At 73.2% G+C, this 12,551-nt stretch carries 8 protein-coding genes; 6 read left to right on the top strand and 2 right to left on the bottom strand.

The window, feature by feature from the left end; genetic code table 11:
* Positions 1-527: 527 nt before the first annotated feature.
* Entirely contained in the window at positions 528-2,000 is a 1,473-nt protein-coding gene (locus tag AB0B35_RS06105) for a thrombospondin type 3 repeat-containing protein (RefSeq protein WP_361041302.1), read from the top strand.
* A gap of 66 nt (positions 2,001-2,066) precedes the next feature.
* Here AB0B35_RS06105 and AB0B35_RS06100 read toward each other — a convergent pair whose 3' ends face one another.
* Positions 2,067-4,643, bottom strand: a complete 2,577-nt coding sequence (locus AB0B35_RS06100) for a LuxR C-terminal-related transcriptional regulator (protein ID WP_361041300.1) — start codon at positions 4,641-4,643, stop codon at positions 2,067-2,069.
* A 191-nt stretch (positions 4,644-4,834) separates the two neighbouring features.
* Between AB0B35_RS06100 and AB0B35_RS06095 the strand changes: the two genes are divergently transcribed.
* From AB0B35_RS06095 to AB0B35_RS06075, 5 genes are all read left to right on the top strand, one after another.
* The gene (locus AB0B35_RS06095) at positions 4,835-7,276 is read left to right on the top strand and encodes a DUF6493 family protein (RefSeq protein ID WP_361041298.1); all 2,442 of its coding nucleotides are present in this window, start codon (positions 4,835-4,837) and stop codon (positions 7,274-7,276) included.
* Positions 7,277-7,409: 133 nt separating this feature from the next.
* Positions 7,410-7,904 (top strand): NUDIX domain-containing protein, encoded by a 495-nt coding sequence (locus AB0B35_RS06090; RefSeq protein WP_361041296.1) that lies wholly within the window; start codon positions 7,410-7,412, stop codon positions 7,902-7,904.
* A gap of 215 nt (positions 7,905-8,119) precedes the next feature.
* Entirely contained in the window at positions 8,120-9,160 is a 1,041-nt protein-coding gene (locus tag AB0B35_RS06085) for a substrate-binding domain-containing protein (RefSeq protein ID WP_361041293.1), read from the top strand.
* Between the two features lie 187 nt (positions 9,161-9,347).
* On the top strand, positions 9,348-10,316 hold the full coding sequence (locus AB0B35_RS06080) for a sugar ABC transporter permease (RefSeq protein ID WP_361041291.1): 969 nt from the start codon (positions 9,348-9,350) through the stop codon (positions 10,314-10,316).
* A complete protein-coding gene (locus AB0B35_RS06075) occupies positions 10,313-11,203 on the top strand; it encodes a carbohydrate ABC transporter permease (RefSeq protein WP_361041288.1) in 891 nt (296 codons plus the stop codon). The genes AB0B35_RS06080 and AB0B35_RS06075 overlap by 4 nt, the downstream gene beginning before the upstream one ends.
* 74 nt (positions 11,204-11,277) lie before the next feature.
* Here AB0B35_RS06075 and AB0B35_RS06070 read toward each other — a convergent pair whose 3' ends face one another.
* Positions 11,278-12,549 carry a Gfo/Idh/MocA family oxidoreductase gene (locus AB0B35_RS06070; protein ID WP_361041285.1) on the bottom strand — a complete coding sequence of 424 codons (1,272 nt, stop codon included), beginning with the start codon at positions 12,547-12,549 and terminating at the stop codon, positions 11,278-11,280.
* Positions 12,550-12,551 lie beyond the last annotated feature (2 nt).

The raw sequence follows: 12,551 nt of genomic DNA, 5'->3' as shown, positions 1-12,551 counted from the left end.
CCCACGGCACCGGTGGGGGCCGAAGGTCCTGAGGATCAACGCTCGGAGATCTGGACGTGCCGTGGCGGACCACCCGGTTGCGCTCGCAGCCGCCAGCCCCGGTGCCCACGCCGTGAGGGCGCGAGTACGTCCGGGTCACCCGATTGATCGTTGAACGTCTGGCGTCAACGAGCGGGGGACGGATCTGGGCGGGCGGCAAGCGGTGCACGCTCCCGGTAGTGGTCCGGCCACCGCGTACCGCCCGGTTGTCGGTCGACGATCACCGGCAGCGGTGACGGCGCCGGCGGCGATGATCGACGAATGGTGGCGACGCCGCACCGGCGACGCCCACACCGACAGCCGACGTACGCCACCGCCACCAGGCCATCGAATCGTCACGACGCCTGCCGACGGACGGCCGCGACGACAACGGCAGGCCCCTGAGCGGCGTGAACGCGGTTCGTGTTGTGCCACATCGGGTCCGCACCCGCGCATCTGAGTACACACCACTCAGGACATGTCTGCGGCCGCTCTCTAAGTTCGGCCATATGTTGTCTTATCGATCGGGCCTAGGGTCCGGCACGCGGCTCCGGGCCGCGCTGGCGGCCCTGACCTGCACCTTCATGCTTCCCGCGGTCCTCGCGTCCCCGGCGTGGGCCGAAGACGGCCGGCGTGGCGGCGACCTGTCCGACCTGAGGGTGTGCGACCTGTCCGCCTGTTACCTGGTGCTTCGGGTGGTGGACTCCGACGGTGACGGTGTGTCCGACGCGGACGAGACCACCGCCGGCTACGACCCGTTCGACCCGGCCAGCACCCCGCCGCTGAAGGTCATCCTGGACGCGACGATCGCCGGGACACTGCCGACCTACGAGCTCGGGTACGGCACGTGGGCCGTTTTCCCGGAGGAGTTCGTCCGGGGTCTGGAGAAGAACTGGCTGGCCCGCCAGGACCTGCCCGGGGGTCTCCCGCCGACCCTGCCGTCGGAGGTCTTCGGGATCCCCACGCGCCAGGGCAGCCTGGCGCTCGCCGGGATCGACGACGGGCTGCTCAAGCAGGCCGGCATCGAGATGCCGTGGGTGAACGGCCTGACCTTCGGCCTGTCCGCCCGTGACGACGCGGGCAAGGACCTGGGCATCGACCTGGGCCGGTTCAACGGCAGCTGGTACAGCGCGTACGACGGTGTGACCTCGTGGTGGGCGGCCGGCCACGGCGGTGCCGACTCCTGGCCGGCCGACGACGACGGGACGAGGAGGACCAGCTACGGCGACGGGTCCACGTCGGTCACGACGGAAGGCGAGTGCGAGCTCACCTGCACGTCGAGCACTCAGACCGAGTACTACGACAAGGATCTCAACACGGTCGGGTACTCCAGCGAGAAGACGTGGGTCGACCTGAACGGCGGCTACCACATCGAACGGGCGCAGCGCGACGAGAACGGCAACGTCACCAAGCAGGTGCACATCGTCCACCGGACCGACAGCGAGGGCAACAAGACGGTCACGAAGGACGCCACCGAGTACAAGCGAGACGAGAACGGCAAGGTCACCGAGACGAAGAAGACCCACGAGGAGAAGAAGGAAGACAAGGACGGCAAGAAGTCCTCCTCGAAGAAGACCCAGAAGTGCGACGCCAAGGGCGAGAACTGCACTGACGCGATGACCACCGGCGACGACGTCACCGGCCCGCCGCTGCCAGGCACGGCCTGGCTCTCGCACCAGGAGGTGGCCGCGGCCCTGGAGAAGATGCTCACGATGAAGGGCGCGACGGTCACCCCCGTCCAGGACGCCCCCGACGTGATCGGTGTGGTGACCGATGACGACGTCGACGCGGCCATGCACCACCGGGACCTGATCTCCCTGTTCTCGGGTGAGGACACCGCCACTCACGCCGGGGCGATCGTCATCGCGGCCGGCTGGAACAAGGCCCACCCGGAGACCCGCCCCGACCTGCCCAGCCCGATCGAGGGTGCACCCGGCGGCCCCACCGGCGGCGGCTGCGCATCCGGCCCCGGCACCTGCTGAGGCCTCGCCCGGCTGCGGTGCGGCACCCGTCGCGGACGGGCGCCGCACCGCAGCCGGACCGCGTGCCTACCGGCTGCCGATCCCGGCCCGGACGAGGCCGTCCCGTGAGGTGATCCCGAGTTTCGCGTAGGCGCGGGACAGGTGGTTCTCCACCGTCCGCACCGACAGGACCAGCCGTGCGGCGATCTCGGTGTTGCTCGCTCCGGCCGCCGCGAGTTCGGCGACCAGGCGCTCACGGGAGGTCAGCGGGTCGGCGGGTGCCGGTGACCCGGCCAGCAGGGGAGTGGCCGGGTCGCCCACCTCGTGGGCGAGTTCGTCGGCCCGTCGTCGGGCGGCAGCCGCGGCCCGGCCCGAGGCGCACCGTGCGGCTGCGGCCGCGGCCTCGGCCGCGTACAGGGCCGAGCCGACGGACTCGAAGGCCGCCGAGGCGTCCAGCAGGGTTTCGGGGCAGGCGAGTTCCAGACCGGTGGCCAGGGTCAGGCGCGCCGCGCCGACCGCGGAGCCCGCGGTGAGCGCGGCCAGCCGGGCGCGTACCCCGCTGCCGTCGTGCATCCGGAGGCGCTCGTGCAGGATCCAGGACTCGGCGGCCACCGCCCGTTCCCGTGCGGCCCTGGCCTGGCCCTGCCGCAGCAGGTCGCGGGCGGTGGCGTGCCGGCCCTCGCCGTACGCGGCCCAGGCCAGGGCGATCGGGACGGTGTGGCGCAGGAAGCCCAGTCCCGCCTCCGGCGAGCGCAGGTACGTCACCCACGACGGGTCCGGGGGCAGGCCGCGCGAGCTGTAGGACACGGTCAGCACGCTCAAACAGACCCGGGTGCAGTCGGTCATCCCGGCGGCCGCCGCAGTCACGAGGCTGCGCCGCGCCCAGAGCGCCGCGTCGTCCAGGTGCCCCGCCTGCATCCGGGCCGCGCCGACGCACAGGGCAGCCCACGCGCGTTCGAAGACGACGCCGTCGGCCAGCGCGCTGTCGTAGGCGCGCTCGGCGGTGCGGGCGGCGTCGTCGAGCCGGCCGTGCTCGCGCAGGGCGTGGCTCGCGTACACGAGCAGCTTGTCGCGGGTCCCGGCGACCGCTTCCGGCCCGGCGGCCGTGACCTGGTCGAGCAGTTCCTCGACGGCGGCGACCGCCTCGCCGGTCCGTCCGATGTGGGCCAGGGCGTTGCTGCGGCTGGTCGCCAGCATGGTCCGGACCGGCAGCGGCAGCCCGGTGCCGTCCCCGATGCCGGACGTGAGCGCCAGCGCCTCGTCCGGGAGCCCGGCGTAGGCCAGCGCGTCCGCCTCGGCGACCGCGAACAGGACGCCGACCGGCGCCCCGGCGGGATACCGGGCGGACTGCCGGCGCAGCACCTCCCGGGCGGCGGGCAGGTCGTAGCGGCCCCAGAGGACCACCTTGTGCAGGGTCACCGCGAGCAGGGCGGCGTCCCTGCCGGGCGGGGTGCGGTCCAGCGCGTGGCGCAGGACGGTCACGGCCTCGTCGGTGCGCCCGGTCTCCCAGAGGGTGACCGCGAGGACGAGAGCGGCGCCGGCGGCGACCTCCGGGTGAGCGGTCCAGGCCTCGGCGACCCGGTCCAGGCATGCCCGGGCCAGCCGGACGGCGACGTCGGTCGCACCGCCCGCGGCCGCGACCCGGGCCGCGGCCAGCAGCCGTCCCGGCTCGACGACCTCCCCGGCGTCCAGGCTCAGCACGGTGCACCGCACGTGGTCGTGCGGCGCGAGCGCCCTGGCGACCGCGAGGTGCTCGCGAAGCACCGACCGCCGCCGGGCGGGCGACAGCCCTTCCCACAGCACCTCGGCGAACAACGGGTGGACGAACCGTACGGTCTCGGCCGCCCAGGCAGCGATCCCGTGTGTGACCAGGTGCTCCGTTCCGGCGAGGTGCCCGGCCTGCTCGACCTCGCCGTCGTTCGCCCGGCCGGTGGCGGCGAGGAAGTGCCCGGCGGCCACGGCGTCGTCGGGCAGGCCCCGCAGGCGCGTCGGCAGGAGGCTGCGCAGCCCGGTCGGGATCGGCAGCGGCCGGACAGCGTGCCAGCCGACGGTCGAGCGGTGCAGCGCGCCGCTGTGGCGTGCGCTGTCGAGCAGCTGGGTGACGAAAAGCGCGTTCCCTCCGGTACGGCGCCACACGTCGTCGACCACACCGGCGTCCACGGGCCCGTCGAGCATCGTGTGGACCAGCTCCTCCGTCGATGTCCGGTCGAAGGGCCCGACAGTCAACACGACGGTGCCCGACGACGCCGCGAGCTCGGCCACGACATGCGGCACCCGACCGTCCGTGGTCCGTACGGTGCCGACCAGCGTGCGGCCGGCGTCCCGGGCGACCCGCACCGCGACCGCCAGCGAGACCTCGTCGCATCCGTGCAGGTCGTCGACCGCGAGCACCGCCCCGGCCGGGACCGCGCGCAGCACCTGGGCGACCATCTCCGCGAGCGACGTCGTAGCCGGGTCGACCAGGTGCGCCAGCGCCGCCAGCGGGACGTGCGACAGCCCCCGCGTACCCCAGGCGCGAACCGAGGGCAGCGCGGTGCACACGGCGTCGAGCAGCCACGTCTTGCCCACCCCGGCCTCGCCGCTAACCAGCACCACATCCGTCCGCGAATCACGCACCGCGGACAGGACCTCACCGAACTCCCGCGCCCGGCCGACCATCGTCATGCCGGAATCTTCCCGCACCCCAGGTGAGCCGAGTGTGATCCCATGTGGACCACCACCGACCGCGCACTCAGCGGCGATCTTGCGTGAACTGTGGGTACGACACGCCTGAATCGGGCAGAACGGCAACAGTTCGCGCAAGATCGTCGTGGTGGCTGGGCGCGGTGTCCGTCGGCTGGTGTAGCTTGCGCGCCATGCCGACTGCCGCCACGTACGCCGCCGACCAGAGTTCCGGTGGCTGGGCCGTGCTGGAGGCGGCGTTGGAGCGCAACTCGGTCGAGGACGTGATGGGCTGGGTGGCCGGCGCGGCCGAAGTCCAGCGGCTGGCGGCTTTCACGGAGCTCACCAGCTACGTCAGGCGCAACAAGGAGCAGCCGTCCTGGTGGCACCCCCGTAAGCCGGCGGTCCTGGCACTGGCCGGGATCGGTTGCGCGCCCGACGCCCGCCGGGCCACGGCCGCCGTGTTCGCCCACGGGGCGTGGCGGAAAGGCACCTACGTCCTCCCGGCCGAGTCAGCCGTCACGGTGCTGCGTGCGCGCCCCATCACCTGGCTGCCCGAGCTCGCCGCCGGGGTCGTGGCGGGTTTGGACGCGCGCCCCTGGGACGAGTGGCCGCTGGCCGACGCGCTCGTCCGGGAGGCCGGGCTGCCGGTGCCGGCTGAGCCGTCATTCGCGATCGGCTGGTGGCGGCACGTCCACCGAGGCGAGCACGCACATCAGGCGCTGGCAGACGACCCGTGGCGGCCCGTGCTGCTCCCGCTGGTCCTGCGGCACGAGGGGTTCGGCGAAGCGCTGGCTCGCAACGGCGCACGGATCGAGGACACCTTGCGCCGGCTCGCCGCCGCCGACCCGGCGGCCGCGGGTGTGGTGCGTTCAGGCTGCCGGATCCGGCTGCTGCTCGGCGGTACGCCCACCGCAGTGCGGCCGTACGTACGCCTGCACGACGCGATCCCGGCCGACACCGGTGACCTCGCGGCGGGACTCACCGACTACCTCTCTCTGCTGCACTCGCCGCACAGCACCGTCGCCGGGCTGGCCCAACGCGCCCTGTGCGCCGCAGACGAGGCCGGCCTGCTCGAACTCGACACGCTGCGCGACGTCGCGGCGACGATGCTGGCCCGCGACGAGAAGAAACTGCGCCAGACCCAGCAGGTATGGCTGCGCGCCGCCGCCCGCCGCCGTCCCGCCCACCGCGCCGAGCTGCTCGCCCTGCCCGACCCGCCAACGGCCGCCGAGCAGCCGCAGCCGCAGCCGGCGCCCGCGCCGCACGTGCCCGCGCTGCACCGCGTCGGCACGGTCGCCGAGCTCGCCGAGGAGGTCGCCGCGCTGCTCCACGGCGACCTGACTCCGGTCACCATGGAGCGGGTGATGGCGGGCCTGGTGACGGTCGCGGCCGGGGACAGGACGGCGGCGGCGCGGGCGCTGGGCCCCGTCGTAGCGCGACAACAGGACTGGCTGAATCCCCTGCGGGACATGGACCAGACCCTGATCTGGTGCGCGCTGGCCGTCATGGGCGGCTCGCCGCAGCTGGCGGCCAAGGCCCGGCCGGCGGTCGCCGACGCGCAGCGCCGTACGCAGGCCGGTGGCCCGCTCGCGCCGCTGCACCCGCACGGCGACTTCACCCCCGCCTGGCTGCTGCAGCACCGGCTCGCCGAGATCGCCGCGCACGGCCCCGCCGCGCCGGTGCCGGTTCTGCTGGCCACCCCGACCGAGGCCAACGGTCACCTCGATCCGGCCGAGCTGGCCGGCCGGCTGGCCCGGTACGAACAGGCGGGCCACGAGCCCTGGCCGACCGACCTGGCGCAGGCGCTGCTGCGGCTGCCCAGGTCTGCCGACCCGGCTGCGGCCGCCGCGGCCGGGCGGCTGCGCTCACCGGCCGGGATCGCGCTGGCCCGGCGGCTGCGCGACGGCCACCCGGACCCGGTCGCCACCCGCGTGGTGCAGGCCCCGAACCTGTGGGGTGTCGGACCGGCGGCCCGGGGCGTGGTGGCGCTGGCCCCGCCCGCCGACGCCGGCCCGGTCGAACGCAGGCTGTTCACTCTCATCCCGCCGCAGCGCGTGTGCCGCCAGCCGTCCGGTGACCCCGCCACCTGGGCGGCGATGATGCCGTCGCACCGGGACGCCGTGGCCGCCTGGCTGCTGCCGAACATCGAGGGCCGCGGCATGGCGGTGCTGCTGCCGATGCTCGCCGAGATGAGCGGGCCCATCGGACCCGCGCTGCCGCTGGCGGTCGCGTACGCGCTGGCGGCCGGGCATGCCGTGGACCGGGCCGCGGTCGTCGACGCCCTGCTCGGCTTCGACGCGGCCCTGGACCGCGCCGCGGTCGGCCGGGAGTTCGGCTGGCTCGGTGCGGCCGGGCTGGTGAAGGCAAAGCGGGCCGCCACCGCGCTCGGCGACGCCGCGCGGGCCGGTGCGGTCGCTGGGGTGTGGGAACTGTGCCGGGCCGCGCTGCCGGAGCTGCTGCGCGCCGAGAGCCCGCTGCCCGGGGTCGCCGACGTGGTCGAGGTCGCCTGCCGCTGCGCGGTGGCGCTGGGGGTACGCGGTCCGATCGCGGCGGTGGACGCGGCAGCCGCCCGCGGTGGTTCGAGCCGGGTGGTCGTCGAGGCGCGCAGGCTCGCCGCGGCACTGGCCCCGTAGCCGCGGTTCCGGCCCTTGATCCGGCGGCGGGGCGGTCACGTCGCCAGCGGGGTGCTGCCCGGCTCTGCGACGGGCCTATTAATGTGGCGGCCCGAGCGGTGGGTGTGAGCGCGGGCGGGCTAGCGTGGCGGGCATGTCGGCCCGTCATTCGCACTGCTCCTACTGCGGGAGCGCCTTCGCCGCAGACCTGGCCTGGCCGCGCCGGTGTGCTGCCTGCGAGCAGGTCAGTTATGTGAATCCGGTGCCGGTCGCGGTCGCCGTGCTGCCGGTCGGCGACGGCCTGCTCGGCGTGCGGCGTCTCATCCCGCCGGGGGCGGGCCAGGTGGCGCTGCCGGGCGGTTTCATTGATCTGGGCGAGTCGTGGCAGGCGGCGGTCGTCCGCGAGCTGTGGGAGGAGACGGGCATCCGCGCCGGCGCGGCCGAGGTGAGCCTGTACGACACGCTCAGCGCCCCGGACGGCACCCTGCTCGTGTTCGGGCTGCTGCCGCCCCGCGACGTCGCCGACCTGCCCGCGCCGGTCGCCAATGCCGAGTCGGCGGGCTGGGAACTGGTCACGGCGACCACTCCGCTCGCGTTCAGCCTGCACACCGCCGTCGCGGCCCGCTATTTCGGCGGGTCCGCCGGTTAGGACGGCACAGGCTACCGGCACTTTTGTCGATCTATATAAAAGTTCGAACATTTGCAGTAGAAGATATGGACACGGTGAGTGAAAGCTCGTAACGTGTGCGACACCCAGCCGAGTCTGTCCTGATCAAGGTCGAGTTCGGTCCGGCGCGTCCATCGCCCCGGTGGCCGTCGGCGCGGTCGCGGCGGCGCCTCGATCATGATGAATCGGAGGCCGTCATGGCAGGCCACTCGCGGCGTGCGGTGGTGTCCGGCGTGGCCGCCGTCGGTGCGGCGGCGCTGCTCGGCGGATGCACCGGCGGGCAGGCCCCGCCGGCGGCGCAGATCCTGGCCGGTGACGCCGCCAACCCGAACGCCGCCCCGGGCAGGCGTGTCGTGATCGGTTTCTCCGCGCCGGCCGCCGATCACGGTTGGTTGGCCGCGATCACCAACAATGCCAGGCGGCAGGCTCGGACGTTCTCGGACGTGGAGTTCAAGATGGTCGCGGCGGGCGCGAACGTTGCCGCCCAGCGCGCGGCGCTGTCCACGCTGATCGCCGAACGGCCCGACGTGATCGTCGTGCTGCCGTACGACGGCAAGGAACTCGACGGGTTCGGCGTCGAAGCCATGCGCGCCGGCGTGCCGGTGGTCAACCTCGACCGGGCCTTCCCGAACCCCGCGGCGTTCCGGCTGCAGATCAAGGGCGACAACTACGGCATGGGGGTGGCCGCCGCCCGGTACATCATCGGGCGGCTCGCGACCCGGAAGGTGGACCGGCCGGTCATCGGCGAGATCGCCGGGCTGGACTTCCTCGAACTGACCCAGGAGCGATCCCGCGGGTTCAGGGACACGCTGGCCGCGGCGGGCCTGTCGGTCGCGAACCGGCGCGCTGCCGGGTTCACGGCGGACACCGGCCAGCGCGAGGCCGCGCACCTGCTGCAGGCCCTGCCGCACCTGCACGCCGTGTGGAACCACGACGACGATCAGGGCGTCGGCGTGCTGGCCGCCGTCGAGGCCGCCAAGCGGGGTGAGTTCTTCATGGTGGGCGGCGCCGGGTCGCGGCAGGCGATGCAGACGATCAAGGCCGGTGGCACGGTGCTGGAGGCCACGGTCACCTACAGCCCGTCCATGGCTTCGTCGGCGATCCTGCTGGCCAGGCTGATCGCTCAGCAGCGGGGCCTGGCCGACCTGGCCGAGTTCGAGGTGCCCAAGGAGATCGTGCTGGCATCGGAGACGATCACCAGGGACAACGCCGACGCCTATCTCCACTTCGGATTCTGATAGGCCGGCCTCACGACGACCGGCCGCCCCGGCCGGAATGCACGGCACAGCAAGACGCCCGCGGATCCGCCGCGCGGCGAACCGGCGTGAATCGGCGCACGCCCTGTCGGTATTCGTACTGCGGGAAGAGAGCACCGATCCATGTGTTGCCCTGCCATCACGGCCGGCCGTGTCCTGGGAGCCGGTTGTGACCGTCGTTGACCGGCCTACCGCCCGGCTCTGGACCAAGCCGCCGCCGCTGCCGCACCGTCCGCCCCGGCGCAGCCTCCTGCACCGGGAGAGCGTCGCGGGTTACCTGCTGCTCACCCCGTGGCTGACCGGGCTCGCCGCGATCACCGTCGCGCCGGTCCTCTACTCGCTCGCCCTGAGCTTCACCGACTACAACGTCATCACCGGCGAACTCACCTGGATCGGTCTGGCCAACTACGAGCGGATGTTCACCGCCGATCCCCGGTACTGGCGCTCGGTGCAGGTCACGGTCGTGTTCGTCGCCGTGTCGGTGCCACTGAAACTGCTCGTCGCGTTCGCGGTCGCGGCGCTGCTCAACGGCCGCCGCCGCGGCGCGGGCACGCTGCGGGCCATGGTCTACCTGCCGTCCCTGCTGGGCGTGAGCGTCGCGCTGGCCATCACCTGGCGCACCATGTTCGACACGGGCGGCGCGGTCAACCAGGTCCTGGGCGTGTTCGGCGTGCCCGACCGGTCCTGGGCCACCGAGCCGGACACGGCGCTGTTCACGCTGATCCTGCTCGCCGCCTGGCAGTTCGGCGGTCCGATGGTGATCTACCTGGCCGCCATGCGGCAGATCCCCGCCGACTACGCCGAGTCGGCGCGCATCGACGGGGCGGGCCGGTGGCGGATCCTGCGCAGCGTCACCCTGCCCACGTTGTCCCCGGTCATCCTGCTCACCGTGGTCATGGAGACGATCGCGGCGTTCCAGGGCTTCACGGCCGCGTTCGTGTTCGGCGACGGCGGCGGCGGTCCCGAGGACGCGACCCTGACGTACACGCTGTACCTGTACCTGCGCGGGTTCGCCGGGCTGGAGATGGGCTACGCCTCGGCCATGGCCTGGGTGTTCCTGGTCGCGGTGGGGGCGCTCACCGCGCTCATCTTCTGGACCAGCCGCTGGTGGGTCCACTACCCGGGAGGCCGACCGTGAGCGTCTCCGCCGTCACGCCGGGCCCCGGCCGGCTCGCCCGCGCCGCGGCCACCGCCGCCACGGTCGCCGTCGTGCTGGTCCTCGTCTACCCGCTGCTGTGGATCCTGGCCTCGTCGCTGCGGTCCGTCGGCGAGACGGCGACCGGCCTGAGCCTGTGGCCGCAGGAGTTCACCTGGTCGAACTACACCGCCGGCTGGTCCGGGAGCAACGGGGTCGGCTTCGGCACATTCTTCGTCAACAGCACCGTGGTCGCCGCCGGGGCGGTGGTGGGCAACGTCGTCACCTGCCTGCTGGCCGCGTTCGCCTTCGCCCGGCTGCGGTTCCCGCTGCGCCGGTTCTGGTACGCCGTCGTCATCGGCACGCTGCTGCTGCCCCAGCACGTGCTCATGGTCCCGCAGTACATGCTGTTCCGGGAACTCGGCTGGCTGAACACCCCGCTGCCGCTGATCGTGCCGAAGCTGCTGGCCACCGACTCGTTCTTCATCTTCCTCATCGTGCAGTTCCTGCGCTCGCTGCCGGAGAACTACGACGAGTACGCGCGCACCGACGGCGCGAGCCCGCTGCAGCTGTTCCGGCACGTGATCCTGCCGCTGAGCCGCCCGGCGATCACCGCCACGGCGATCCTGTCGTTCATCTGGACCTGGAACGACTTCTTCCCCCAGCTGGTCTACCTGCCGCTGGTGGAGGACTCCACGGCGCCGTCCGGGCTGCACCAGTACGCGATCGCGGGCGGGCTCAGCTCGCCGGGGCCGATGTTCGCGATGTGCGTGCTGTCCCTGCTGCCGGTGTTGCTGTTCTTCCTCGCCTTCCAACGACTGTTGACGACGTCCTCGGCGACCTCCGGCCGGATGGCGGCTCAACTGCCGCGCCCCCGCGGTCGCCGGTAGCGGTCCGTCCGGCGGCCGCTCGCGCAGGATCGGCCGGGTTCCGTGCGATACCGGAACCCGGCCGGCGCGTCAGGTCACCCGGCGTGGAACGGGTGAACCGTGCCGGACGTGCGGGCCTGCTCGGCCGCCCAGACCACGCGGTGGCTGGCCAGGCTCGCGGCCGCGTCGGAGTGCAGCGCCGACGCCTCGCCGCTGGCCACGGCCTTCAGGAAGGCGTCCATGATGCCCTCGTCGCCGCCGCCGTGCCCGTCACCGGCACTCGCGCCGTCGAGCGTGCCGGTGTCGATGGTGTGCTGCTCGCCGGTGCGGAAGTCGGTGACGTGCAGCAGGCGGCCGTCGCCGTCGACGTAGCCGTGGGTGCCGAACAGGCGGGTGCGGCGGTGCTCCATCGGGGTGAACGCGGTCATGGTGAATGTGCAGGTCGCGCCGTCGGGGAACTCCATCGCGACGACCTGGTGGTCGACGACGTTGTTGTCGCTGCCGTAGACGCAGCGCCCGTACGGGCCGGTGCGCAGCGCGGCGTCGATACCGGCCTCGGTGTGGTCGGTCGTGACCGCCGACAGCGGCCAGAACTCGCGGGCCGGGTCGCCCAGGCAGGACCGGTAGAGCCGGGGAGCCGAGTACGGGCAGGTCCGTTCGAGGGGACAGTCCAGGCAGTTGTCGGCCGCCTCGGCCGGGCGCTGCTCGGCCCGGAAGTGCGAGAGCCCGCCGAAGGAGCTGACCCGGCTCGGGGCCGCGCCGATCAGGTACAGCAGCCAGTCGATGTCGTGGCATGACTTGGTGAGCAGCAGTGGCGCGGAGGTCTCCGAGTTGTTCCAGTGCCCGCGGACGAACGAATGCGCGAAGTGCCACCACCCGATCGGCTCCAGGTGCTGCACGTTGACGAGCTTGCCGATGGTTCCGCCGTCGAGCAGCCCTTTCAGTGCCCGGGTGTACGGCGTGTAGCGCAACACGTGGCAGACGGCGAGCATGACCCCGGCCTCTTCGACAGCGGCGGCGATGCGCAACGCGTCGGGCTCCGTGGTGGCCATCGGCTTTTCCAGGAGTATGTGATATCCCAGCGCGGCGAAGGCCACGGCCGCGTCGGCGTGCATGCGGTCCTGGGTCGCGATCACCGCGGCGTCGCCGAGCGGCCCGGCCGCGGCCAGGTCGGCCCAGCCGGTGAAGACCTGGTCGGCGGGCAGCCCGAACTCGGCGGCGAAGGCCGCGCGGCGGGCGGGGTCGGGTTCGGCGACGGCCACCACCCGGGCCGCCCCCGTGGCGGCCGCGCGGCGGGCGTATCCGATGCCGCGCAGTCCGGCACCTGCCACGACCAGCCGCACCCCGTCTACAGTCACCTCAGCCATCC

This window comes from Catellatospora sp. NPDC049133 (genome assembly GCF_040648455.1).
GTDB classification, from domain to species: domain Bacteria; phylum Actinomycetota; class Actinomycetes; order Mycobacteriales; family Micromonosporaceae; genus Catellatospora; species Catellatospora aurea.
This window is presented reverse-complemented; position numbering and strand designations above follow the sequence as displayed.